The sequence below is a fragment of the Streptococcus sp. k-378 genome (assembly GCF_013277505.1).
In the GTDB taxonomy this organism is placed as follows: domain Bacteria; phylum Bacillota; class Bacilli; order Lactobacillales; family Streptococcaceae; genus Streptococcus; species Streptococcus pseudopneumoniae.
In genome coordinates, this window is sequence record NZ_VMNC01000010.1 from 1 (window position 1) to 24,319 (window position 24,319).

At 39.3% G+C, this 24,319-nt stretch carries 22 protein-coding genes, 1 tRNA gene and 2 pseudogenes; 1 reads left to right on the forward strand and 24 read right to left on the reverse strand.

Going from position 1 to position 24,319, the window contains the following annotated elements; all coding sequences use genetic code 11:
* Nucleotides 1–215: 215 nt before the first annotated feature.
* From HT719_RS00935 to pbp2a, 6 genes are all read right to left on the reverse strand, one after another.
* Nucleotides 216–287: transfer RNA gene (locus HT719_RS00935), tRNA-Glu, on the reverse strand.
* A 92-nt stretch (nucleotides 288–379) separates the two neighbouring features.
* Nucleotides 380–859: a sigma-70 family RNA polymerase sigma factor gene (locus HT719_RS00940; RefSeq protein WP_172927932.1), complete on the reverse strand. Its 480-nt coding sequence runs from the start codon at nucleotides 857–859 to the stop codon at nucleotides 380–382.
* A gap of 120 nt (nucleotides 860–979) precedes the next feature.
* Nucleotides 980–1,516, reverse strand: a complete 537-nt coding sequence (gene nusG / locus HT719_RS00945) for a transcription termination/antitermination protein NusG (RefSeq protein ID WP_000376734.1) — start codon at nucleotides 1,514–1,516, stop codon at nucleotides 980–982.
* A 54-nt stretch (nucleotides 1,517–1,570) separates the two neighbouring features.
* Nucleotides 1,571–1,747, reverse strand: coding sequence for a preprotein translocase subunit SecE (secE, locus tag HT719_RS00950; RefSeq protein WP_001210991.1), 177 nt, complete (start codon nucleotides 1,745–1,747; stop codon nucleotides 1,571–1,573).
* 9 nt (nucleotides 1,748–1,756) lie between these two features.
* Nucleotides 1,757–1,909, reverse strand: a complete 153-nt coding sequence (rpmG, locus tag HT719_RS00955; protein WP_001809375.1) for a 50S ribosomal protein L33 — start codon at nucleotides 1,907–1,909, stop codon at nucleotides 1,757–1,759.
* Nucleotides 1,910–1,961: 52 nt separating this feature from the next.
* Nucleotides 1,962–4,157: a penicillin-binding protein PBP2A gene (pbp2a, locus tag HT719_RS00960; protein ID WP_172927934.1), complete on the reverse strand. Its 2,196-nt coding sequence runs from the start codon at nucleotides 4,155–4,157 to the stop codon at nucleotides 1,962–1,964.
* Nucleotides 4,158–4,243: 86 nt separating this feature from the next.
* On the opposite strand from pbp2a, the gene HT719_RS00965 reads away from it, so the two are divergent.
* Complete coding sequence (locus HT719_RS00965) at nucleotides 4,244–5,119, forward strand: RluA family pseudouridine synthase (protein WP_306343019.1); 876 nt, start codon at nucleotides 4,244–4,246, stop codon at nucleotides 5,117–5,119.
* A gap of 68 nt (nucleotides 5,120–5,187) precedes the next feature.
* On the opposite strand, the gene gap is transcribed toward HT719_RS00965, so the two are convergent.
* From gap to HT719_RS01055, 18 genes and pseudogenes are all read right to left on the reverse strand, one after another.
* Complete coding sequence (gap, locus tag HT719_RS00970; RefSeq protein WP_000260684.1) at nucleotides 5,188–6,195, reverse strand: type I glyceraldehyde-3-phosphate dehydrogenase; 1,008 nt, start codon at nucleotides 6,193–6,195, stop codon at nucleotides 5,188–5,190.
* Between the two features lie 176 nt (nucleotides 6,196–6,371).
* A complete protein-coding gene (locus HT719_RS00975) occupies nucleotides 6,372–7,673 on the reverse strand; it encodes an ABC transporter permease (protein ID WP_172927936.1) in 1,302 nt (433 codons plus the stop codon).
* Nucleotides 7,642–8,325: an ABC transporter ATP-binding protein gene (locus HT719_RS00980; RefSeq protein WP_138704846.1), complete on the reverse strand. Its 684-nt coding sequence runs from the start codon at nucleotides 8,323–8,325 to the stop codon at nucleotides 7,642–7,644. The genes HT719_RS00975 and HT719_RS00980 overlap by 32 nt, the downstream gene beginning before the upstream one ends.
* Nucleotides 8,326–8,629: 304 nt before the next feature.
* Nucleotides 8,630–9,541, reverse strand: a complete 912-nt coding sequence (locus HT719_RS00985) for an XRE family transcriptional regulator (protein WP_172927938.1) — start codon at nucleotides 9,539–9,541, stop codon at nucleotides 8,630–8,632.
* Nucleotides 9,542–9,653: 112 nt separating this feature from the next.
* The gene (adhE, locus tag HT719_RS00990; RefSeq protein ID WP_172927940.1) at nucleotides 9,654–12,305 is read right to left on the reverse strand and encodes a bifunctional acetaldehyde-CoA/alcohol dehydrogenase; all 2,652 of its coding nucleotides are present in this window, start codon (nucleotides 12,303–12,305) and stop codon (nucleotides 9,654–9,656) included.
* Nucleotides 12,306–12,604: 299 nt separating this feature from the next.
* Entirely contained in the window at nucleotides 12,605–13,015 is a 411-nt protein-coding gene (locus HT719_RS00995; protein ID WP_000429499.1) for an MORN repeat-containing protein, read from the reverse strand.
* A 1-nt stretch (nucleotide 13,016) separates the two neighbouring features.
* Entirely contained in the window at nucleotides 13,017–13,445 is a 429-nt protein-coding gene (locus HT719_RS01000) for a low molecular weight protein-tyrosine-phosphatase (RefSeq protein WP_172927942.1), read from the reverse strand.
* 46 nt (nucleotides 13,446–13,491) lie between these two features.
* On the reverse strand, nucleotides 13,492–13,791 hold the full coding sequence (yajC, locus tag HT719_RS01005) for a preprotein translocase subunit YajC (protein ID WP_172927943.1): 300 nt from the start codon (nucleotides 13,789–13,791) through the stop codon (nucleotides 13,492–13,494).
* 116 nt (nucleotides 13,792–13,907) lie between these two features.
* Nucleotides 13,908–15,884, reverse strand: a complete 1,977-nt coding sequence (gene tkt / locus HT719_RS01010) for a transketolase (RefSeq protein WP_172927945.1) — start codon at nucleotides 15,882–15,884, stop codon at nucleotides 13,908–13,910.
* 113 nt (nucleotides 15,885–15,997) lie between these two features.
* Nucleotides 15,998–17,089 (reverse strand): L-ascorbate 6-phosphate lactonase, encoded by a 1,092-nt coding sequence (gene ulaG / locus HT719_RS01015; protein WP_001134220.1) that lies wholly within the window; start codon nucleotides 17,087–17,089, stop codon nucleotides 15,998–16,000.
* A gap of 111 nt (nucleotides 17,090–17,200) precedes the next feature.
* The gene (locus tag HT719_RS01020; RefSeq protein WP_172927947.1) at nucleotides 17,201–18,874 is read right to left on the reverse strand and encodes a transcription antiterminator; all 1,674 of its coding nucleotides are present in this window, start codon (nucleotides 18,872–18,874) and stop codon (nucleotides 17,201–17,203) included.
* Nucleotides 18,875–19,051: 177 nt separating this feature from the next.
* Complete coding sequence (locus tag HT719_RS01025) at nucleotides 19,052–19,756, reverse strand: L-ribulose-5-phosphate 4-epimerase (protein WP_001077558.1); 705 nt, start codon at nucleotides 19,754–19,756, stop codon at nucleotides 19,052–19,054.
* Nucleotide 19,757: 1 nt separating this feature from the next.
* Nucleotides 19,758–20,621 (reverse strand): L-ribulose-5-phosphate 3-epimerase, encoded by an 864-nt coding sequence (locus HT719_RS01030; RefSeq protein ID WP_172927949.1) that lies wholly within the window; start codon nucleotides 20,619–20,621, stop codon nucleotides 19,758–19,760.
* Between the two features lie 3 nt (nucleotides 20,622–20,624).
* On the reverse strand, nucleotides 20,625–21,290 hold the full coding sequence (locus HT719_RS01035; RefSeq protein ID WP_000166727.1) for a 3-keto-L-gulonate-6-phosphate decarboxylase UlaD: 666 nt from the start codon (nucleotides 21,288–21,290) through the stop codon (nucleotides 20,625–20,627).
* A gap of 16 nt (nucleotides 21,291–21,306) precedes the next feature.
* On the reverse strand, nucleotides 21,307–21,792 hold the full coding sequence (locus HT719_RS01040) for a PTS sugar transporter subunit IIA (RefSeq protein ID WP_001049928.1): 486 nt from the start codon (nucleotides 21,790–21,792) through the stop codon (nucleotides 21,307–21,309).
* Between the two features lie 76 nt (nucleotides 21,793–21,868).
* The gene (locus HT719_RS01045; protein WP_000241469.1) at nucleotides 21,869–22,150 is read right to left on the reverse strand and encodes a PTS sugar transporter subunit IIB; all 282 of its coding nucleotides are present in this window, start codon (nucleotides 22,148–22,150) and stop codon (nucleotides 21,869–21,871) included.
* Nucleotides 22,151–22,172: 22 nt separating this feature from the next.
* A pseudogene (locus tag HT719_RS01050) lies at nucleotides 22,173–23,581 on the reverse strand (PTS ascorbate transporter subunit IIC).
* Nucleotides 23,582–23,736: 155 nt separating this feature from the next.
* Nucleotides 23,737–24,285: pseudogene (locus tag HT719_RS01055) on the reverse strand (HI_0552 family protein); the annotation flags it as partial.
* Nucleotides 24,286–24,319: the final 34 nt, after the last annotated feature.

Below are 24,319 nucleotides of genomic sequence, written 5' to 3' on the forward strand. Positions count from 1 at the left end.
GACAGATTTATTGTTTTTTTCATTGTTCAGTACTACAACCTTGGTTGTAGTGCCCTGCACATTGGTTCGTCTTGTTCAGTTTTCAAAGGTCTTTGTCACTCGCTTCTCTCAAGCGACAACTATATTAGTATATCACAATCACTTTCGCTTGTCAACACTTTTTTTGAAACTTTTTTAATCTTTTTTTCATCAAGTGTTACAACCGCAACATACTATAGTCCGTACGGGATTCGAACCCGTGTTACCGCCGTGAAAAGGCGGTGTCTTAACCCCTTGACCAACGGACCAGAGTTGTTATTTTCAACTCTTACTATTATACAATCTTTTTCAGACTTGTCAACACCTTTTTAAAATTTTTTTTACTTTTTTGCATGACTTCCTAATGGGTACGGATGTCAAACTCTTTAAACACAATACGTAAATCTCTTAACACTCTTTGACGCCCTCGGAATCGTTCATCTCTTAAGACGCGTTCTAACTCTTCTTGTTTCTCTTTGCTTTGTTTGTTTCTATAATCTCTTAGTGTTTCATGAAAGAGATAATAGTCATCTAGCCAGAGACCTCCCTCACTTATACGATGACTGATTTCACCCACTTCTTCATATGGTTCTTTATCATATCTCCGTTTTTGACTTTCTTGCTTACGGATATAATCTAAAATCCGATTCCGAAATTTAGTTTTGAAGTATTTCCTTAAACGAGGAATATCTTCTGCCAGCTCTTCTTCTCTACTAATCAATTCATGTAAGCAGAGCATGCCCTCTTGGTCCCAATCCGATAGTTCCCATAAATGAAGGTAATATTCATTTCTACACTTATACACAATTCCCTGGACTTCTTCATACAATTCTTTAATCATTCTTTTCCCCTTTCTGTGTACAGTCTAACAGATTCAGAAACACTTTTGGCACATTTCATCCATTCTGTTCTCTTTATCTCCTAAACTGCACAAAAAAGAGAGGTCTTGCCTCTCTAAGGGTTATAATTCTGCAATTTGGTTTAGGTTTACTTCTGCAACTGTGTCATTACCAAACATAGAGATAATCATCTTCACTTTGTTATTATCAATTTCTGTAATCTTACCAGTGTAATCTGCAAAAGCACCATCAATAATTCGTACAGTTTGACCAACCTCAACATCGAAATCAAATTCTTGAACAGTTTGTCCCATAGATATCAAAATGTCACGAATTTCTTGTTCCAATAATGGAGTTGGTTTTGATCTGTTCCCGTGTGATCCGACAAATCCTGTAACATTTGGTGTGTTTCGAACAACAAACCAAGCTTCATCTGTCATGACCATTTCTACAAGAACATAACCTGGAAAGCGATTTTCTTCTACTTCTTTTCTCTTTCCATTTTTTTCAACTTGCACTGTTTGTGTTGGAATTTCAACGCGTAGAATATTATCCAACATATTGTAGGTTTGTGCACGTTGCAATAGATTTTCTTTTACCTTATTTTCATAACCAGAATAAGTTTGTAAAACAAACCACCCTTTATCAAAACTATCCATGATATTTCCTTTCATAAATAGAAGATTTCTAGTGTAATTAACTCCACTAACCTTCTAAAAAATGTTAATAAATCGAATCAAACCTGAAACAATCAACTGGTCAAAAATGTAAATAATTACTACAAAGAAAGCTGTGTATTCCATTATAGAACGAAAATCTCTCCAGCTTTCCTTGCGAGTTGGCCATGTTGTGTCTTTAAGAAGTCTAAAAATATCTCCAATAAAACGCATCGCTCTCTCCTATCTCGTTTCTCTGTGTGTAGTGTACTTACCACAATGCTTACAAAATTTATTTACTTCTAGTCGTGTAGGCTTGGGGTTTCCACTGATCTTAATTGAATAGTTTCTCGAACCACAAACCGCACAAGCTAGGCTTGCTTTTTTTAGTGCCATAACGCCTCCATCTTATCTATTATAACAAGAAAGCTAGGCTTTGACAAGCATCTTAGCGAAATAGATTGACTACCGAATCCCATATTGTTTGAGCTTTTTCCTTAATCTTAGCATCCGAGATAGCCCGACTAGCCTCATCTACTAGACTTTGCGCACGTCCTCGAATATCAGACAAATTATCATCTGTCTGGCTATTATCATTAGTTTGTACTTGTCTTTTTGTATTGGCTGGTGCAATTCCATTTTTCTTATATGCATTTTCAACTGTGAAGGTACTTCCTGGCGTATAAGGTAAAATGGTATTTGCAATATTTCTAAAAACATGGGCTGCACCGTTTGAAGTAGATCCTGCTAGATAGTGATTTTCATCAGTGGTCGAAAAACCAAGCCAGTGACTAATCACTACATCCGGAGTATAACCAATTACCCACTGGTCACTTGTGTATTCAGGATTAAAAACTGCTTCGGTTGTACCAGTTTTTCCTGCCATGACATAGTCTGCAGGTGATGAACTAATACCAGTTCCGTTTGTGAATGTCCCCAACATCATACTAGTCATCTTGTCAGCTACAGCTTTATCAATCACTCGTTTTTGTGAATGTTTATGGCTCGCAATAACCTGTCCGCTAGCATTTTCAATTCTACTAATAAAATGAGCTTCAGGCATTAAACCTTCATTTGCAAAGGCAGCGTATGCTTGAGCCATTTGCAGAGGGTTGGTTTCAACACCGCTTCCTAAAGCGACACCAAGAACACGGTCTACCTTTTCCATGTTGAGTCCAAATTTTTCGCCTGCCTCAAAAGCCTTATCAATACCCAAATCATTAACAGTAGCAACAGCAGGTAGATTAAGCGATTCTGCCAAGGCTTGATACATAGGAACTTCTCGACTCGTTTTGATTCCTGCATAGTTATCAACCTTATAGCTGTTATACTGCATGGTATGGTTATCCAAGAGCTTGTTCAAAGCCCAACCTGCTTCAACTGCAGGCGTATAAACAACTAAAGGCTTAATTGTAGAACCAGGGCTACGTTTTGATTGAGTTGCATAGTTGAAATTCCGGAATCCAGTTTTATCATTGTCAGCAACTTGACCGACAACTCCACGAACTCCTCCTGTTTTCGGTTCAAGAGCTACACTTCCTGATTGTGCAAATGTTCCATCCTCTGCCCTCGGAAATAGCGCTGTATTTTCATAGACAACCTGCATATTTGCTTGGTAGTTTTGATCCAGCTCTGTATAAATGCGGTAACCATTATTGACAATCTCTTCCTCTGTTAGATTATACTTGGAAACGGCTTCATTAACCACCGCATCAAAATAAGAAGGATAGCGGTAATCTGAGATTTTTCCTTCATACTTATCGTGCAATTGCGAAGTCATATCAACTTCTGCAGCTTCGGTTTCTTGGTTTTTATCAATATATCCTGCTGCAACCATATTTTGCAAGACAGTATCACGACGATTAGTTGAATCTTCTACGGAATTCAAAGGATTATACAATTCCGGCCCCTTCAGCATCCCTGCCAGAGTCGCAGCTTGATCCAAACTCACTTCTGACGCAGAAACTCCAAAGTATTTCTTACTCGCATCTTCTACACCCCACACACCATTTCCAAAATAAGCGTTGTTAAGGTACATGGTTAGAATTTGATCCTTACTATATTTTTTTGTTAATTCTAAGGCCAGGAAAAATTCTTTTGCTTTTCTCTCAACAGTTTGATCCTGAGACAGATAGGCATTTTTAGCCAGCTGTTGGGTAATAGTAGAACCACCACCCGAACGACCAGCAGTAACAATCGCCAAGAAGAAACGACCATAGTTAATCCCGTCGTTTTTATAGAAAGAACGGTCTTCTGTCGCAATAACAGCATTCTGCAAGTTTTTACTGATGTCAGTCAGTTCAACATAAGTTCCTTTTTGACCAGACAAGGCACCAGCCTCTTTTTCTTCACGGTCAAAAATGATAGTCCGAGTTTTCAAGGCGTTTTGCAAATCGTTAACATTGGTTGACTTAGCTACAGCAAACAAATAGGTTCCAACTAGCAAGCCTGCACTCAAACCTAGTATAAGGACAATCTTTGTTAGATGATAACGACGCCAGAATTTTCGAATTGGACCCACTTGGGCCAATTTTTTTCTATCACTGCGAGAACGACGTAAGCTAGTAGAATCAGAATCTTCTAGTTCACTTGTTTCTTTTTTAAAAAGAGAAAGAAATTTCTCGAATAATTTATCTAATTTCATGCGTTTATTTTATCATCTTCATCATAGGAAGACAAGAATTTAGCTATTTCCTATCCAAATAGGGCTTTTTTTGTTACAATATCTGTATGCAATTCACATTTACATTACCAGACTCTCTACCTCAAATGACGGTAAAGCAATTACTGGAGGAGCAACTCCTCATCCCTAGAAAAATCCGTCATTTTTTAAGAATCAAGAAACACATTTTGATTAATCAGCGAGAAGTTCATTGGAACGAGATGGTAAGTCCTGGAGATGTTTGCCAGTTGACTTTTGACGAGGAAGATTATCCCGAAAAAGAAATCCCTTGGGGCAACCCAGACTTAGTGCAGGAAGTTTATCAAGATCAACACTTGATTATTGTAAACAAACCAGAGGGGATGAAAACGCATGGTAATCAGCCAAACGAAATCGCCCTTCTCAACCATGTCAGTGCCTATGTTGGCCAAACCTGCTATGTCGTTCATCGTCTGGACATGGAAACCAGTGGCTTGGTTCTCTTTGCCAAAAATCCTTTTATCCTGCCCATTCTCAACCGCTTATTGGAGAAAAAAGAGATTTCTAGGGAATATTGGGCGCTTGTTGACGGAAATATCAACAGCAAAGAACTTGTTTTCAAAGACAAAATTGGGCGTGATCGCCATGACCGCAGAAAACGAATAGTTGATACAAAAAATGGGCAATATGCTGAAACGCATGTAAGCAGATTAAAGCAATTCCCAAACAAAACGACCCTTGTCCGTTGTAAACTAAAGACAGGGCGAACCCATCAGATTCGTGTGCACCTTTCGCATCATAACTTCCCTATTTTGGGCGACCCTCTCTATAACAGCAATCCAAAGACGAGTCGGCTTATGCTCCACGCCTTCCGACTGTCCTTTACCCATCCGCTTACTCTAGAGAAATTAAGCTTCACTGTCCTATCAGATACTTTTGAAACAGAATTAAAAAAGAATGGATGATTGTGTCATCCATTTTTAAATATTTGAAAAGCAAGACCAAGAGGCCTTGCTTTTTATCGACTCAAGAATTATTTAGCAATTTTTGCGAAGTATTCAAGAGTACGAACAAGTTGTGCAGTGTATGACATTTCGTTGTCGTACCATGATACAACTTTAACCAATTGTTTACCGTCAACGTCAAGGACTTTAGTTTGAGTTGCGTCAAACAATGAACCGTAAGACATACCTATGATATCTGAAGATACGATTGGATCTTCTGTGTAGCCGTATGATTCGTTTGAAGCTGCTTTCATAGCTGCATTCACTTCATCAACAGTAACGTTCTTTTCAAGAACAGCTACCAATTCAGTAACTGATCCAGTTGGAGTTGGAACGCGTTGTGCAGATCCGTCAAGTTTACCGTTCAATTCTGGAATTACAAGACCGATAGCTTTAGCAGCACCAGTTGAGTTAGGAACGATGTTTGCAGCACCAGCGCGAGCACGGCGAAGGTCACCACCACGGTGTGGTCCGTCAAGGATCATTTGGTCACCAGTGTAAGCGTGGATAGTAGTCATCAATCCTTCAACAACACCAAAGTTGTCTTGAAGAGCTTTAGCCATTGGAGCCAAGCAGTTTGTAGTACATGAAGCACCTGAGATAACTGTTTCAGTACCGTCAAGAACGTCGTGGTTAGTGTTGAATACAACTGTTTTAACGTCGTTTCCACCAGGAGCAGTGATAACAACTTTTTTAGCTCCACCTTTAAGGTGTTTTTCAGCTGCTTCTTTCTTAGCAAAGAAACCAGTAGCTTCAAGAACGATTTCTACACCGTCAGTAGCCCAGTCGATTTGTTCTGGATCACGTTCAGCAGAAACTTTAACGAATTTACCGTTAACTTCGAATCCACCTTCTTTAACTTCAACAGTACCGTCGAAACGACCTTGAGTTGTGTCGTATTTCAACAAGTGTGCAAGCATAACTGGATCTGTAAGGTCGTTGATACGAGTAACTTCAACACCTTCTACGTTTTGGATACGACGGAAAGCAAGACGACCGATACGTCCGAAACCGTTAATACCAACTTTAACTACCATTAGTGATTTCCTCCTTATGAAAATCATGAAATTTTTATTGTGAAAAGAGTAACTTGAATCACTACAAATCACCTTTCAACAAACCTATTATATAACTATTTAAGTTTAATTGCAAGTACGGGCATTGTTTTTCTATGTTAGTTTCTTTTTTAAACTGTAAATCAAGGAATCTCTTACTATTCATATCGTAGCGATTCTACAGGATCCATTTTACTAATTTTACGTGCTGGGAAGTAGGCTGAGACATAACCAAGTAATAGAGCGAAAGCTAGAGTTCCTAAAACAGATAACAAATTTAATTCAAAAACCTTAGTGATGGATGGGTAAAAGTGATTTACAACCGCATTCGCCAAACTTCCCACCCCTTGTGCAACCAAAAAGGCCAGTAACAAGGCGATGCCTACAATCCAGATAGCCTCGTAAATAAAAATTCCTTTGACATCGCGATTTTGATAACCAACTGCCTTCATGACACCTATTTCCTTAGAACGTTGCATGATATTGATGTAAATAATGATACCAATCATGACCGCTGCTACCACAATAGCTTGTGAGGAAAGCACAATCAACAATCCCTGAATGACACGAATAAAAGTAATCACAATATCAAGAACCTTCTGTTGAGAAAGAACAGTATACTTCTTGTTTTTCTGCAATTCTTCTGTTATCGCTTTTGTTTGTGATGGATCTTTGAGTTCCAAGATAAAATATGATACAGCTTTTGTAAATCCAGCTTCTTTCAAAATCGTTTCCATTTGATGAGACGGCATGAAACTGTTGCTGTCCTCCAGGTCATCTTCATCATTGATTACACGTACAATCTTCGTTTGAAATTGAGCAATCTTACTAGCTTCGGCAGCATTTTCTACAATGCTGGCTGAGACTGATTTGCCAATAACATCATTAGCTGTCAGATTGTTTCCTGTCTGTTCATTCCAATTTTTTAGTAAACTGCTTGGAATCGTCAAACCCTGTTCATTTGCATCCGTATAGAGGGAACCAGCTAACACTTTGTCCGCCTCATTACTACTAACAGAGATACTTGTATCCTCATAGAGACTCACTACTTGAGCATAAGAAGGCATCGTTTGACTCAGATCCATTTCTTGACCATCTATAGTCATATTTGACATGGTCATCCCAAAAGGACTCTCCAAATATTTAATAGCTTCTTTTCCAACTGTATCCGTGATGTAGTTCTTATCATCTTGGTTCAAAAAGCCTCGTCCAACATTTTTTGTGTTTAAAGCAATCTGAACTTGTGAAGGGATTTGACCTCCATTCGTATTTTCATCAATCATCGAAATCAATGCATTTCCCAAGCCAAAAGAAATTAAGACTCCTACAAAACCGATTGAGGTTGCTAGCGCAATCAATAGGTTACGCCACTTTCTTTCCAGAAAGTTATTTAAAGAAAGTTTGAATTTATTTTTCAATGATAATCCTTTATTTTTTGACTTCTTCAACGACTTCACCATCCTTCATTTTGATAATCACGTCTGCATATTCAGCAACCTCTGGATTATGGGTTACAATTAGTACTGTTTTCCCTGTTTGGGCTAAATTTTTAAATACCTCCAATACCATTTCTTGGGATTGAGAATCCAGCGAACCCGTTGGCTCATCTGCTACAATCATATCAGGCTGATTTACCAAGGCACGCGCGATTGCTACACGTTGCTTTTGCCCACCAGAAAGTTGTTTAACATTTTTAGCTACAAAAGGCTCCATGCCCAAGTTACTTAATTGCTCCTTTGCAACCATTGTCATCTCCCTGTCAGATAAATCTTTGACATAGAGAGGTAGCTTGACATTGTCCAAAACAGACTGATGAGGAATGAGGTTAAAGTTTTGAAACACAAATCCAATCTTATCTTTACGAAATTGAGTTAGTTCAATCTCTGATAAGTCACGGAGGGATTCCCCTTTAAACTCTAAATCTCCTTCATATTGTCTATCTAAACCGCTGATGATATTGAGTAGACTGGTTTTGCCACAGCCTGATGGACCGTAAATCGCTGTAATTTTACCTTTTGCAATCTGCAGGTTAACATTTCTTAGAGCCTGCTCTTGATGTTTACCGTCCAAAGTGTAAAACTTTGAAATGTTTTTAATGGATAAAATGGACATTCTTTCCCCCTTGTTTAAAACTGTTATCGTCATACATCACACTTATAGAAAATCCTTCAAGTTGATTGACCCTATAGGCCTACTACTTAGAATTTTCTCTCTATTGCCTCGTTTGCTTCTGGATGTATATCAAGTAATACTCTTCGAAAATCTCTTCAAACCACGTCAACGTCGCCTTGCCGTACTCAAGTACAGCCTGCGGCTAGTTTCCTAGTTTGCTCTTTGATTTTCATTGAGTATAAAATTCATTGTAACAAAAAAGCGACATTTCTCCAATGACAGAAATGTCACTCCTATAAAGCATTTAACAATACCTTTCTAAGTCTTCGCTCCATTCATTATCTAAACTAACGATTAACTTCTCATTGCCAAACATCCTCGCCATCATTTTTGCTTCTTCATACTTTTGTTTGGCTGTATCATAATCCGTCTGAATATAATATTTCCACTCCACCATCAAGACAATCGGTTGTTTTTGAAAATCTCGTGTTTTTTGCCCTATTTTATTTAAGGTCTCGACTGCCCTCTTAAAATAATGAAGCAACCCCATAATCTCTATACAAGTTAAAGAAGCTAACAAGGAGTCTCTAAGTAAGTCCAAACAATCGAACTCTATCTTATCAACCTGAGAACTTAATTTGTCATGAAAATAAAGAATTGTTTCATGCTCAGATTCTTTTATCTCACCCATATTTAAACCATCCATTAACTGACAAAGAAAATACAGTCTCAATTTCAACAATTCCTCAGCCCTATATACATCTCTGGATAGTAAATCTTGAAGACTGTCCTCAATCACACCACTTCCGTATAAAGAATTACTAGTCGCTCTCACTGCATCTATTGCCTGAAGACAGTCCACTATCATCTTCTCATCACGGGGCAGGTCATCATAAAAACACTCAAAAATCTCATCAAAATATTCTTCCTTTTGTTCCTGCAACTCCTTGTCTCCATAGTCAGGATGATGTAAAAGAAAGTACTTTAATTCTTGGTAACGCTTCGGTAATTCCTTATAATCTGGCATCAAGACGTAGGACGGAATTTCTAATCGTTCTGCAATATATTCTAGTGTTTTTATAGTCGGTCGAAATTCTCCTTTTTCAATCCGCACCAACTGACGCACTGATAATTCAGACTCATCCCCGCAAAAAACTGGACGACTAAGTCCTTTTTCTTCTCTTAAGCCTCTTACTTTTTCACCAAAACTGTTCATTCCTTCGGTTTTCTCCTATATTTTAAAAATATAATTTTTTATATTCTATCATAGTTTGGTGAAAACGACAAAAAAGAGACAGGATAACTCCTGCCTCTAAACTGATAAACAATTATTTACGGCGTCCTGGTCTTTCTTTGTAGCCATAATATGCATCTGCCATAATTTCTTCCATGTCAGCTACCATTGGCAAGCGTGGGTTAGCAGGAGAACATTGGTCTTCATAAGCAAGCAAAGCAATTTCATGCAAGCTGTCTTTCCAAGCTTTTTCATCAATTCCTTGATCCTGGAAGTTCATCTTGATACCCACTGCAACACCAAGTTCGTAAACAGCTTTAGCGTATGCCTCAACTGCTTCTTCTGGAGTTGAGTGAGGCAAGCCAAGCATTTTCGCGATGTCTTGGAATTTCTCATCAGCTTTCCAGTAGTTGTATTTAGGCCATGTAGTAGTCTTAGCTGGACGAGTTCCGTTGTAACGGATAACGTACGGAAGCAAGATAGCATTTGTACGTCCGTGAACAGTGTGATGAACACCACCAATCTTATGGGCCATTGAGTGGCTCATTCCAAGGAAGGCATTAGCGAAGGCCATACCAGCCATTGTAGACGCATTGTGCATTTTCTCACGAGCTTCTGGGTCAGCTGTCTTAACAGATTTTTCCAACCATTCAAAGACAAGTTTGATTGTTTGAAGCGCAATACCGTCTGTATAGTCGTTAGCAAAGTTTGAAGTGTAGGCTTCAGTCGCGTGTGTCAAGACATCCATACCTGTATCAGCAGCGATAAAGTCTGGAACTGATTCAACCAAAGCAGGGTCAACAATGGCAATAGTCGGTGTCAATGAGTAGTCAGCCAATGGGTATTTGCGGTTGTTTTTCTTATCAGAGATAACGGCAAATGGTGTTACTTCTGAACCAGTACCTGAAGTTGTTGGGATACCGATGTACTTCGCTTTCTTACCAAGTGATGGGAAGCGGAAGGCGCGTTTACGGATATCCATGAATTTTTGAACCAAGTCACGGAAGTCGATTTCTGGTTGTTCGTAGAAGAGCCACATTACTTTGGCTGCATCCATTGGTGAACCACCACCAAGAGCAATGATTGTGTCTGGTTCAAATGCTTTCATCACCTCAGCACCACGTTCTACAGTTGTGATGTCTGGATCTGGTTCAACATCTGAGAAGACTTGGATAGTTACACGGTTGCTACGTGCGTTCAATTGATCGATAACACGTTGAACGAAACCGAGTTTTTCGATAGATTTGTCTGTAACAATCAGAACGCGTTCAATATCTTCACATGTTTGAAGGTATTGGATAGAATTGCGTTCGAAGTAAATTTTTGAAGGAACTTTAAACCACTGCATATTATTTCTCCGTCTTCCGACTTTTTTGATATTCAAGAGGTTAATGGCACTAACGTTATCCCCAACTGAGTTGCGTCCGTAAGAACCACATCCAAGTGTCAATGATGGCAAGAAGGCATTGTAAACGTCCCCGATACCACCGAAAGTAGAAGGTGAGTTACAGATAACACGAATAGCTTTAACAGCTTTACCAAATTCTTTAGTCAATTCTTCATCAGCTGTGTGGATAGCTGCTGAGTGTCCAAGACCGTTAAATTCAACCATTTGACGAGCCTTAGTAATACCATCTTCACGGCTTTCAGATTTCAAAACTGCGATAACTGGTGACAATTTTTCACGAGTCAATGGTTCATTTTCACCAACTTCTTTACATTCAGCAGCAAGAATGTTTGTTCCTTCTGGAACTGTAAATCCTGCTTGTTCTGCAATCCAAGTTGCTGGTTTACCAACGATGTCAGCGTTCAATTTCGCACCAGCACAGTTTTTGCTGTTTGCTTTGACGCCGAAGCAGAACTCTTCAAGAAGTGCTTTTTCTTTTTTGTTTACAAAGTAAGTATGATAAGATTTGAACTCTGCTACAAATTCATCGTAAATTTCTTTATCAATGATAACCGCTTGTTCAGATGCACAGACCATACCATTATCAAATGATTTAGACATAACGATATCGTGTGCAGCTTGACGAATGTTAGCTGACTTTTCAACATAAGCTGGAACGTTTCCGGCACCTACCCCAAGAGCTGGTTTACCACATGAGTAAGCCGCTTTAACCATGGCATTACCACCTGTTGCAAGGATTGTCGCAACGCCTTCGTGGTTCATAAGGGCACTAGTTGCTTCCATAGATGGTTCAGTGATCCACTGTACACAGTTTTCAGGAGCACCAGCTGCGATAGCTGCATCGCGGACGATACGAGCTGCGTGAGCTGATGATTCTTGAGCTGATGGGTGGAAGGCAAAGACGATTGGATTACGTGTCTTCAATGAAATCAATGATTTGAAGATTGCTGTTGATGTTGGGTTTGTTGTAGGAGTGATACCACAAACAACACCAACTGGTTCAGCGATAAGAGTCAAACCTGTTACATCGTCTTCTTCGATAACGCCAACTGTCTTAGTGTGGCGCATGTTGTTTACTACGTGTTCACAAGCAAACAAGTTCTTAGTCGCTTTATCTTCGAATACACCACGTCCTGTTTCTTCAAAGGCATGTAAAGCCAATTCTCCGTGGGCATCCAAAGCTGCTACTGATGCTTTGGCAACGATGTAGTCAACCTGCTCTTGATCCAACTTACGCATTTCTTCAAGAGCAACTAGAGCTTTTTGCACCAATCCATCGACATGATTTTCAGCAGCAAGTTTCTTTTCCTCTGGTGTCACAGTTTTTTTATCAGCCATAATTTCCTCCATAGCTTTCAAGGATTTAATCCTTTGTTAATTTTTTCACAAGTTTATTATAACGTATTATTTCAACTTTGTAAACAGTTTCATAAACATTTCACAAAGAATTTTTAGCACCTTGTGAAATGTTTGTCATTATCTTTGCTTATTAGCCTTTTTCTTTAAAGTTTGTGAAATTTATTTCAAATATTTTTTATTTCACAAACTCATTTGGAAGAAAATCTTGGAAAGAAAGGGATTTGCAGGTAAGCGCTTACTTGTCTGGTTTTAACAATACCTCCTTTGATAAGGAGGCTTTATTTTTGTTGAAAAACGCCTTGTTTAAAAGTCCCTTCATAAACAACTTCTTGTTCTGTTGTTAGTTTTCCTTTTCCTTCAGCCTGACCATTTACAAAATCACCTTCGTAGGTCCAACCTTCTTTAGATTGAAAAGTACCTTTTCCGTTGAAAGCTCCATTGTTGAAGCCACCTGTATATTGGTCTCCATTTTGGAAGGTAATGGTACCTTGACCATTCATTTTACCACGGACAAGACTGCCATCATAAACAATCGTTCCATTATCGAGTTTTAAGACACCTTTTCCTGGAATATTTAGAAAAAAGACGAGTACAGCACAGAAAACAATGGTAACTACTGCCAAAAGCTCTAAACGTGGACGAGTCAGATAGACACGATACTTTTCGTAAAAATTCGTAAGATTTTCCACCTTAACTCTCCTTTTCTAAACGTTCTAACCAAGCTTGACAGCCCTCTTGAACACGTCGATAGGTTTCCTCAAAATTGCCTGTATACCAAGGATCTGGAACACTTTCAGATGCAAATGAGTAAATCTTATCTTGACAGTCTACTGGACACATCTGACGTAAGTCAGAAACATTTGAAGCATCCATTCCGATAATATAATCAAAGACTTCAAAATCTTCCTTACTAATCTGAAGCGATGTCTTGCCTTTTTCATAAGGAATCTCATACTGTTGAAAAATCCCTTGAGTTCCCTTATGAATCGGATTGCCATGTTCCCAAGAGGAAGTCGCTCGACTTTGGATTTCATAGTTATCTGTCATTGATTTCATAACAAATTCAGCCATAGGGCTGCGACAAATATTCCCCAGACAGACAAAGACTAATTTTTTCATCCCATTTCCTTTCTTTTATAGAAAAACGGGAGTTCGTGATCCCGTCTTATTTTTCAATTGCACCTTCGAGTGAAGTTGTTTCTTTAAGTGGTAATACGGTCTTGATAGCAGCTAGTTCAAAAGTCAAGTAAACTCCATCTACATCAAGAACAATTGTTTTCTTTTCTGTATCTACTTCATCGACTGTTCCATAAAGGCCACCGATTGTAATCACTTCATAGCCTTTCTGTAGTTTATTCAAGCTTTCCATACGTTTTTGTGCTTGTTTCTTTTGAGAACGTTGCGTAAAGAACATCAAGCCCACCATAAGGGCTAGCATGATTAAAAATGTATAATTTGGATTCATTGTCTTCTCCTTTGTCTTTTACATAGGACTACTATATCAAATTTCGGCTACTTTTACAAGATTGTACCTTGCTTTTCTAGTAAGAAAAACCAGAGCTTGCGCCCTGATTTTTAGGATTATTTCAAATTTTGAACGACTTTTACAAGATTTTCGACAGTAAAGCCATATTCTGCCAATACTTTTGGTGCTGGGGCAGAGGCTCCGAAGGTATCAATACCGAGAACGGCACCATCGAGACCAACATATTTGTACCAGTTTTGAGTTGCACCCATCTCGACTGCAACACGACGGCGAACTGCATTTGGAAGAATTTCTTCCTTGTAAGCTGCATCTTGTTTATCAAAGACATCTGTAGATGGCATGCTGACTACGCGGATGTTTTCGCCTTGACTAGCCAATTCTTTAGCAGCTGAGACAGCAAGATTAACCTCTGAACCTGTCGCAATCAAGATGGTATCAAAGTCGGCTGCATTTTCATATACAACATAAGCACCTTTAGCAACCTTGTCGAAGTCTGTTCCCTCTTCGACAGTCAAGTTTTGACGTGTCAAGACAAGGGCAGTTGGTGTTTTCTCACTTGTCACTGCAAGGTACCAAGCTGCTTGCGTTTCACGCGCATCTGCTGGACGGAAAACATTTAGATTTGGCATAGCACGAAGACCTGCTAAATGCTCAACTGGTTCGTGAGTCGGACCATCTTCCCCAACTGCGATTGAATCATGGGTAAAGACATAAGTCACAGGAAGTCCTTGTAAGGCTGACAAGCGGACAGCTGCCTTCACATAGTCAGAGAAGACGAAGAAAGTTCCACCGTATACACGAAGTCCACCATGAAGAGCCATCCCGTTCAAGATTGTTCCCATTGCAAATTCACGAACACCAAACTGAATGTTACGATTCAAGCGATTGGTATCGTCTTGAAGTCCATCCGTCTTGATATAAGTCATGTTTGAGTGAGCAAGGTCAGCTGATCCACCTAGGAAGGTTGGTAATTTAGCTGCCACAACATTCAAGGCATCTTGACTTGAATTACGAGTTGCTTGAGAAAAACCATTTTCTAAAGCTGGGAAGTCTGCTGGAGTCACTTCGACTGGATCACGTCCGTCGATGATGGCTTCTACTTCTGCAGCCAGTTCTGGATGAGCTTCTTTATAATCTGCAACTAATTTAGTCCAAGCTTGATAAGCTGATGCGCCACGGTCTGCAACATGTTCTTTGAAATCAGCATATACTTGTTCTGGAATTTCAAATGGTTCGTAGTCCCAACCGAGGGCTTGGCGAGTTGATGCAGTTTCATCTGCTCCAAGAGGGGCGCCGTGTACAGCATTAGTTCCTTGTTTGTTTGGAGAACCATATCCAATAACCGTCTTCACTTCAATTAAAGATGGCTTTCCTGAAGCTTTTGCTGTTTCGATAGCAGCATGGATGGCTTCCAAGTCTGTTCCATTTTCAACCAAGGCAGTATGCCAACCGTAGGCATTGTAACGGTCACGAACACTTTCTGTAAAGGAATCCTTTGTCTCACCATCCAAGTTGATATCATTTGAATCATAAAGAACAACCAACTTATCCAGTTTTTGCAAGCCTGCGTATGAAGCTGCCTCGCTTGAGACACCTTCCATCAAGTCTCCGTCTCCACAGATAACGTATGTATAGTGGTCAAAGATATTGTAGCCTTCGCGGTTATATTTGGATGCCAAGAAACGTTCTGCTTGGGCAAAACCAGTGGCAGTTGAAATCCCTTGACCTAGAGGACCTGTCGTAGCATCAATCCCTGCTGTATGGCCAAATTCTGGGTGACCTGGTGTTTTTGAACCCCACTGACGGAAGCTCTTAATCTCATCCATGCTGACATCTTCAAAACCAGAAAGGTGAAGAAGGGCATAAAGAAGCATTGAACCATGACCAGCTGAAAGAATAAAGCGGTCGCGGTTAATCCAGTTTGGTTGAGCTGGATTGATACGAAGTTGTTTTGTAAAGAGGCTGTAAGCCATCGGAGCCGCTCCCATAACCACACCTGGGTGACCTGAGTTGGCTTTGTTGATAGCGTCAATACCTAGGAAACGGATTGCATTAACAGATAGATTTGACATAGAATTTCCTTTCTATTTGAGGTGATTATTGAATCACACATTCTATTCTACTATTATATGAAAATTATCCGTATCATGCAACATACGGATAACCTCCAAAGAATATTTTTATATTATAGCAAAGCTTTAAATTGAATGTTAGAGTCTTGTTCAAAACAATCGTCAAAACCACGTGGATGATGGTATTCTACTAAGTGTTGATCTTGAGGATAAGTGTACTTACCGCCAACTTCCCAGATAAATGGATGGAAATCGTATTGCAAGCGATCTTTTCGCATTTTCCAAAGTTCTAGAATCTCATTAGTAGAAGCCATGAAGTTAGACCAGATATCATAGTGAACTGGGATAATGACTTTGGTACGTAGATTTTCTGCCATACGAAGAAGGTCGATAGATGTCATTTTGTCTTGGATACCTACCGGATTTTCACCATAGTTATTCAAAGCAACATCAATTTTAAAGTCTTTACCATGTTTTGCAAAATAGTTTGAGAAGTGAGAATCTGCACCATGATAGATGGTTCCACCTGGTGTTTCAAAGATATAGTTAACAGCCTTTTGAGCCATTTCTTCATCTGTAACAGCCAAGCCAGCAAGTTCACCGCCTGTCTCATCAGCACCGTTCACTGGGAGAGTTACCAAGCAAGTACGGTCAAATGATTCTACTGCATGAATCTTCATATCTTTTAATTCGATAGTGTCACCTGGCTTCACAACGATGATACGTTCTTTTGGAACACCCCATCCTTCCCAGATTCGTCCACAGTGGTAAGGACCGATAAACTTAACATGCTCTAACTTAGGATTGTTGAGAATTGCTGCAGCTGTGTATGGGTCGATATGATCACTGTGGAAGTGTGAAACTAAGTAATAGTCTAGTTCGTTGATAGCAAATGGATCGATAACCATTGGCTGAACACGCAAGTTTGGTTGCAACTTACGAACACCTGCCATATTTGCCATTTGGTGCCCACGAACCATATCTTTCACTTTTTTGGTTGATTTTCCACGGTTTGACCAAAGGTCCATGACAACGTTAGCACCAGCTGGTGTCTTAATCCAAGTACCACAGTTGCCTAGCCACCACATGGCAAAGTTGCCTTCAGGTACGACTTCTTCTTCGATTTCTTCGTTCAACCAGGTTCCCCACTCTGGGAAAGTGGCTAAAATCCATGACTCTCTTGTAATTTCTTTGACGTTTGGCATATGTTGCCTCCTTTGGATATAATTGTTATCTTTGAGATTAGTATACCACCCTTCAAAACACTAAAAAAGACCAAGAAAAACACAGGTTTGTGTTCATCATTGGACTGTCCTTCAAATATCTTCCAAAAAAGCTTGAACTACTATTTCTTGATTTATAAGTGTTTGAACCTCTTCTTGGAACTTACTAGCCAACTTGCTATCTACAATATAAGACGAAATAAGACTAGAAAGATTTTCACTGAAACTTTTGCCCTCATTACCAAATATATTGTGTTTAAGATAGTCTAGCATTCTCAAAATATCTTCTGCTTCAAGGATAGGATTAACCCTTAAAATCGGAAATCTGCTATCCAAATCATCATTAGTAGTAATCACTACATCAACTTGTGCAATATCTTCCACACTCTTAAATTGTTCTGTTGTAAATACAGTGTCAATTTGCTCATTTGGAAAATAAAGTTTGCATTGTTTCAGCAAAAGTCTCGAAACCGCAACACCTTCATCACAAACGAGATAAACTTTTTTCATATTTTTTTGAGACGATGGTGTATACTTTAAAAATCCTCCAATATGAATCGTCAAATAGGCAATATCATCGTCTGTTAGCCGAATAAACCATGCTCCTTCTAAAATTTCCGCAGATTTTCTAGTGACTAAAAATAATTCTCCATACTTGGATCGAATTTGTTTTGTTAGAGGATTTTTAGAAAAAATACCGTAAGTCTTTCTAAATAACAAGGCTTTACAGTGGATCATCAAATTTCGTAACAAATCATCCTTGTTCTCAATCTCCATTCGGATTTGTGATTCAAAATACCAGATAAATTCTTCTAAAGCAAGTTTTAATTGCCGAAAATCATCACTTTCTGCATGAATATCCAAATCTTTACGATAGGAGAGGAGGAGAACAGCTACAAGAGAAACTTCAAGTCCTGACAAAGAAATTTCAAACTGTTGAAACAACCGTTCTCCTAATTTCTTAGACACCTGATACTCTATTCTTTTTCTTATCAAAGAAAACTCTTTCTCTATATCCTGATGTCTTTCTTGATACTGTTCAACATTATGACAGCTTAACAGCAAATAAGGTAGAACCTGCAACATAAAAGTTATTTCATGATGGTTTATTTTCTTCCCTAAATCTTGTTCAACTAAAGGAACCTGTTCCTTAAAAAATTGGTTCATTTCAACAGAAAGCAAACACTCATCATCTAACCTCTCTTTCATCTTATCTTCTAAAATAGATACAAAAGTGGCATTTTCTTCCATAAAAATATGATATAGAAGCGATTGAAGATACTGAATTTTATTAAGAGGGTGGGCATGAAGGTGGTATCCCTGTGACTTGCTCACTTGCAAGGTCACCTGATATTGTTCCAAAGTTAGTTGATAACGAATACTATTCAAATCATTGAGAACAGTATTCCTAGATACCTCTGTTAACTCTATCAATTTTTCAATCGTAATACGTTCTTTAGAAATACCTATCCATAGTAACATTATCATCATACGTTCATGCGCACTCATGATATAATCGTACGAATCTACTTCCGATAATAGTTTACAACAAGCATCTCTCTGCTCTTCCGTTAAGTGAATACCAATTCGTGGAATACTAATGATGTGAAGCGCCTCGTCACCCAGAGCAGCATTGATTTTGTCAATGTGATAATAAATTTTCCTTCTTGACTCTTTCAAATCTTTCGAAATCGCCATAATCGTTTTGGACGTTTCTTGATCCATCAAATATTGAAGTAAATCACAACTTGCCTTATCCAGTACCATATTAAAAAATCCCCCAAATCTATTGATATCACAGCAATTCTTTTTATTTTACCATATATATATCAAGCGCTATTTCTAAAAAATCTTTCAAAATTACTTCAACTCCAACTTTACTCTCAATAAAAATCAAATGTAAAAAGAGGAGCTAAATTTATCTTTTCTCCTCCTTCATCGTTCTTACTTTTGACCATAATAAGCATTTGGTCCATGTTTACGTTGGTAGTGTTTTTCTAGTATGTACTGGGGAGCAGGTTCAACTCTTGGATTGATTTGTTCTGTAAAGCGATTCATCTTTGATACTTCCTCTAGTACGACAGAGTGATAAACAGCATTCTCTGGATTTTTGCCCCAGGTGAATGGACCGTGATTGCGTACAACAATTCCTGGTACTTCAACCGGGTTAAGTCCGCGATGTTCAAACTCTTCTACGATAACCAGGCCAGTATCTTTTTCATAGGTCACTTCTACTTCGTCCTTGGTCAAACTACGGGCGCAAGGGATTGAACCGTAGAAATAATCTGCATGGGTTGTTCCGTAGAAAGGAATATCACGACCTGCCTGAGCCCAACCAACAGCTTCTGTCGAATGGGTGTGAACCACACTACCAATTTCTGACCAAGCCTTATATAATTGCACATGAGTTGGGAGGTCGGAAGATGGTCTTAAATCCCCTTCTAGGATCTTACCATCTAGATCAGTCACTACCATGTTTTCAGGTGTCAATTCGTCATAATCCACGCCTGATGGTTTGATAACAATGACACCGAGTTCGCGATTGACTTCCGATACATTCCCCCAGGTAAATTTGACAAGTCCATGTTTTGGCAATGATTGATTGGCATCACAGACTCGTTTACGCATAGCATTGATTACTTGATTCATCTTACATCAAACCTGCTTTCTTAATGAGTGGATAGAGAAAAGCTTGCGCCTCTTGAACGGCTGCGCGTGTTTCTTCTACTGTTTCACAATTTTCAGACCACATTTCGATTAGGAAAGGTCCATTATAATTGGTTTCCTTTAAAATATCGAAAGCTTCTTCCCATTTGACACAACCTTGCCCAAAAGGTACATCTCGGAACTGCCCCTTTGAACTTTCTGTCACTGCATAAGTATCCTTGAGATGGAGAGCTGCGATGGCATGATGACCAAGATAAAACTCACTATAGATATCATTATGCCATGCAGACACATTACCAATATCTGGATATACAAAGAGGAAGGGAGAGTCAATCTCTTTTTCTATAGCCAAATATTTTTCGATGCTATTGATGAAAGGATCATCCATAATTTCAATAGCAAGTACCACCTGAGCTTCTTCAGCCCAGTCACAGGCTTTTCTCAAATTTTTGATAAAACGTTGGCGTGTCTGGGATGACTTTTCCTCATAGTAAACATCGTAACCAGCTAATTGAATCGTACGAACTCCCAAGTCTTGAGCTAATTCGATACATTTTTTCATGAGTTCTGGAGATTTTTCCTCTAGAACTGGATCTTTTGATCCCAATGGGTAGCGACGATGGCCTGAAAAACAGATAGAAGGAATACGAACACCAGTTTCATAGATTGCTTTGACAACTTCCAAGCGTTCTTCCTTACTCCAGTCAAGTCTTGCTAAACGCTCGTCACGTTCGTCAATAGACATCTCGACAAAATCAAAGCCTAACTCCTTGGCAAAATTTAAACGTTCTAGCCAAGTAAAGTGTGTTGGGGTTGCCTTTTCATAAATTCCAATTGGACGTACCATGATTTACCCCCAAATTCGTTTGATTTCATCCTTGAAGGCACGCGCTGCTCCTGCTGGATCCGCAGCCTCTGTAATTCCACGACCTGCGATAAAGGTAAAGACATCAACACCTTCAAAGAGTTTGAGAGTATCTACATCTAGACCACCTGTTACAGATACACGGAAGCCCATGTCAATGAGTTTTTTAACCTTATTAAGGTCTTTTTCACCCCAAGTTTCACCAGCAAGAAGAGCATCACGAGATTGGTGATAAATAGCTTGTGAGATACCTGCATCTAGCCAAAGCTGAGCTTGTTCAAAAGTCCAATCGCCATAAAGCTCGATCTGGATTTCGCCTCGTTCTCCTCGTTCAGTCTTGATAGCCTTTAGAGCTGCTTCCATAGTAGGGATGGTTGCACAACAGATACAAGTCATCCAGTCTGCTCCACGAACCGCATTATTTTTAGCAACTGTTCCACCAGCATCAGCACATTTTGTGTCTGCCACAATAATCTTATCTGGGAAAAGGCTACGCAAGACTTCAGCCAGTTCACTTCCAACTTGAAGCAAGCAAACAGTTCCAGCTTCGATAATATCTACTTCCTGACCAACAGAAACAGCTGCTTTAATCGCTCCTTGCAAGTCTGAATGGTCTAATGCAACTTGTAAATTAGGTATTCTTTTTGTCATTTCTTTATTCCTCTTTCTAACTTTCCAAATCCAATCCTTCGAGATAAGGGCTATCCTTAGATTCTTCAATCATAGCCAAGACATCTTCTTTAGTCTGGCAAGCCTGTAAACGTGCAATAGAATCTTCTAATTCAAACAGGGCAATAATTTGTGGAATGGCTACACTTGTGTGAATTTTTGAGCTTGTTGCTGCTAGTGCCAACAAAACAGATACCTCTTTCCCATCTGAAAATACAACAGGATTTTGTAAGGTAATCAATGAAAAGGCATCACTTTGCACACCAGCTTCAGGTCTAGCGTGGGGCATAGCCATACCTGGCATCAAGATATAGTAAGGCCCATACTCTTCAGTCGATTCAATGATAGCATCGTAATACTCTGGCAAAATTGCCCCACTTTCAATCAAGGGATCTACTGCTACCTTGACTGCTTCTTTCCAATCGTTAGCCTCTAAACCTAGTCGGATCGAGTCGTTGTCAATTAAAGCTTGTTTTAAATTCATATCTGCCTCCTTTATTTAAAGAGGGAGAAGGACAGAAACGATAACTCTCAGTTTCTGTCCAGCCCCCTCCAACCTTTTACTGTAGTGCTTGACTGAGTTTTTCGGTGATTTCTTTATCATCCATCAAGTTATCAAGCCCAATTAACTTCCCATTAGTTCGCCCTTCCAATTCTTGAATCAAATGAAGAGAAGCGATTACGATGTCATATCCTACTGCTAAACCTTTAGCTTCACCGACACTGCATGAATTGACTGTAAAATCTGTTTGATTAAGCTTACGGAGAGCATTTTCAACCTTCATCTTGATAACCATTGAGGAACCCATTCCATTTCCGCACGCTGCTAATACTTTAACCATTTTATTTCTCCTTTTCTAGATACTAAGCTTCTTCTTGAACTTCACCGTTGTAATATTTCTCTTTATCTTTTGCTTTGGCAAATTGAAGTTGAGGAATAACAAGCAAGAAGAGACACACAAGTACATAACCAACAATAGCAAGGTATTTGAAGATATATCCAAATCCAAGCCATGGGAATTCAAAGTCGATATTTCCATGGTAGCCACCATAAGATGCCAAATCGAGAAGGGCCACACAAAGAGCTCCTAGAGCAACTTGAAGGACACCTGATATAAAGGAAAGGATAACAGCCGCTTTCCATCCACCGCGTTTATCAGCGTAGACCGCAATGGCTGCATTGTCAAAGAACACTGGTACAAATCCTGTAATAATAAGAATCGGATTTTTAAAGACGATGAGCAAAACAATTGTAATCAATTGACCAATCAAACCAAAGGTAAATCCTGACAAGACAGCATTTGGAGAACCAAATCCATAAGAAGCTGCAACGTCAACCGCTGGGAATGAACCTGGCAACAATTTGTTTGAAATACCTTGGAAGGCGTTTGTCAACTCAGATACGAACATTCGGACACCTTGCATCAAAACGAACAAGTAAACTGAGAAGGTAAAGGCTGTTTGGATAATGTACATAAAGAAATCTTGTTTAGCAGGATTGAATAGAGTTCCTGAAGTGATGACTTCTTTATTAGACATAATGTCTGGACCCAAGATTAAAAGAATGGCTCCGAAGAATACGAGCATCAAGGTAGCAGATGCAACAACTGTATCGTGGAAGATTGAGAGGAACTTAGGTAATTTAAGATTGTCTAAACTTTCTTCTTTCTTACCAAAGCGTCCTGCTACTTTATCTACAAACCAGATTGCAAATTGCTGTTGGTGACCAATCGCAAATCCGCCACCACCAGTCAAGCGTTGAGTTGCCTCAACAGTCATATTTGAACTAACTGCCCAGTAAAGTCCACAGATGATACCAATCGCTGCTGTACCGTAAGCATTGCGCAATTGTGGTACTAAGAATAGAACCATAAGAGATACTGTTGCAGCTTGTTGTACCATGATGTGACCAGTAATAAAGAGGGTTCTTACCTTCGTAATCTTTCGAAGAGCTACGAGCAAGATATTTATTCCGAAACCAATCAATAGAGCTGTGGTTGCAGTTCCAACAAAATCTGGAAACTCTGCTGCAATTTTGTTGTTTGCTGCAGCAAGTCCAAAGTAAGGGTCGATAACCGCTGCACCAATTTGGAATTTGTAGTTAAGGGCTGCTAAGATTGGACGGAAGGTTGTAACCAAACCACCAGCACCCACGTTAAGCAACATATACCCTAAAGTGCGTATCCTATCAACACCAATAAACCTACGAAAAATGCGGGATTCTGCAAAATATTGCTAGAAAACCAATTTAGAACACTTGAAACGACTTCCATAATTGTTCTCCTTTTGAATTGTTTTTGTAAGTTTATTATATAATGCGAAAGCGCAAACAAAAAGACCAAGAATTACACAGCGGACTGTTCACTCTTGGACTGTATGATTTATGATGTTTTACAAATTATCTTATTTTCTCGTAGCTAGATAATAGGGAAGAATTTTCTGTCATAGGAACATCTACCTTCACTAAAACTTTTCGAACTTCTTGACTTCTCACCTTCTCGCGTAAAGTACGACGCTTTTCTTCATTCGCCTCCCACCGTTGACTTTGACCATTAGAGTAGGTTAGATAATAAATCCCTTTAACGGTTGGAATGTCTAAAACTTTGGTCTGCTTGCCCAGTGTTTGCTCATCCTTCTTACGTTCGATGAAACTGACTTCCAAAGAAATTCCAAAGTCAGTAGATGTCCCATACAAACGTAAGGCCATCATAGGTTCTGTCACTTGTCCGTCTCTCTGTAGATAAACCCAAAAATGTGGTCTCAAACACTGGGCCTGATTCATCCACTGACTAGTCTGTTGGAGTTGCCATTCTGGATGGCTTGCTTGAAAGGCTTTGGCCAGTTCTGTAAAAGCCTTTCGTGCCTCTTGGCCTTTATAGCGCAATTCCAGCATCTTCTCTCGCTCTGCTCCCGCTTTATCAGGATTACGGTACTGCAAACCAGCAAAGTCTAAATAATCTCTTATCTTATTCAACATCCGTTTCATCTCCTCTAGCTAGCAAAAAATCAGG

What these genes read in the sequence shown, in the direction of transcription:
- HT719_RS00940 (WP_172927932.1), bottom strand. Translation starts at nt 859, where the DNA reads ATGATTAAAGAATTGTATGAAGAAGTCCAGGGAATTGTGTATAAGTGT.
- nusG (WP_000376734.1), bottom strand. Translation starts at nt 1,516, where the DNA reads ATGGATAGTTTTGATAAAGGGTGGTTTGTTTTACAAACTTATTCTGGT.
- secE (WP_001210991.1), bottom strand. Translation starts at nt 1,747, where the DNA reads ATGCGTTTTATTGGAGATATTTTTAGACTTCTTAAAGACACAACATGG.
- rpmG (WP_001809375.1), bottom strand. Translation starts at nt 1,909, where the DNA reads ATGGCACTAAAAAAAGCAAGCCTAGCTTGTGCGGTTTGTGGTTCGAGA.
- pbp2a (WP_172927934.1), bottom strand. Translation starts at nt 4,157, where the DNA reads ATGAAATTAGATAAATTATTCGAGAAATTTCTTTCTCTTTTTAAAAAA.
- HT719_RS00965 (WP_306343019.1), top strand. Translation starts at nt 4,244, where the DNA reads ATGCAATTCACATTTACATTACCAGACTCTCTACCTCAAATGACGGTA.
- gap (WP_000260684.1), bottom strand. Translation starts at nt 6,195, where the DNA reads ATGGTAGTTAAAGTTGGTATTAACGGTTTCGGACGTATCGGTCGTCTT.
- HT719_RS00975 (WP_172927936.1), bottom strand. Translation starts at nt 7,673, where the DNA reads ATGGTGAAGTCGTTGAAGAAGTCAAAAAATAAAGGATTATCATTGAAA.
- HT719_RS00980 (WP_138704846.1), bottom strand. Translation starts at nt 8,325, where the DNA reads ATGTCCATTTTATCCATTAAAAACATTTCAAAGTTTTACACTTTGGAC.
- HT719_RS00985 (WP_172927938.1), bottom strand. Translation starts at nt 9,541, where the DNA reads ATGAACAGTTTTGGTGAAAAAGTAAGAGGCTTAAGAGAAGAAAAAGGA.
- adhE (WP_172927940.1), bottom strand. Translation starts at nt 12,305, where the DNA reads ATGGCTGATAAAAAAACTGTGACACCAGAGGAAAAGAAACTTGCTGCT.
- HT719_RS01000 (WP_172927942.1), bottom strand. Translation starts at nt 13,445, where the DNA reads ATGAAAAAATTAGTCTTTGTCTGTCTGGGGAATATTTGTCGCAGCCCT.
- yajC (WP_172927943.1), bottom strand. Translation starts at nt 13,791, where the DNA reads ATGAATCCAAATTATACATTTTTAATCATGCTAGCCCTTATGGTGGGC.
- tkt (WP_172927945.1), bottom strand. Translation starts at nt 15,884, where the DNA reads ATGTCAAATCTATCTGTTAATGCAATCCGTTTCCTAGGTATTGACGCT.
- ulaG (WP_001134220.1), bottom strand. Translation starts at nt 17,089, where the DNA reads ATGCCAAACGTCAAAGAAATTACAAGAGAGTCATGGATTTTAGCCACT.
- HT719_RS01020 (WP_172927947.1), bottom strand. Translation starts at nt 18,874, where the DNA reads ATGGTACTGGATAAGGCAAGTTGTGATTTACTTCAATATTTGATGGAT.
- HT719_RS01025 (WP_001077558.1), bottom strand. Translation starts at nt 19,756, where the DNA reads ATGAATCAAGTAATCAATGCTATGCGTAAACGAGTCTGTGATGCCAAT.
- HT719_RS01030 (WP_172927949.1), bottom strand. Translation starts at nt 20,621, where the DNA reads ATGGTACGTCCAATTGGAATTTATGAAAAGGCAACCCCAACACACTTT.
- HT719_RS01035 (WP_000166727.1), bottom strand. Translation starts at nt 21,290, where the DNA reads ATGACAAAAAGAATACCTAATTTACAAGTTGCATTAGACCATTCAGAC.
- HT719_RS01040 (WP_001049928.1), bottom strand. Translation starts at nt 21,792, where the DNA reads ATGAATTTAAAACAAGCTTTAATTGACAACGACTCGATCCGACTAGGT.
- HT719_RS01045 (WP_000241469.1), bottom strand. Translation starts at nt 22,150, where the DNA reads ATGGTTAAAGTATTAGCAGCGTGCGGAAATGGAATGGGTTCCTCAATG.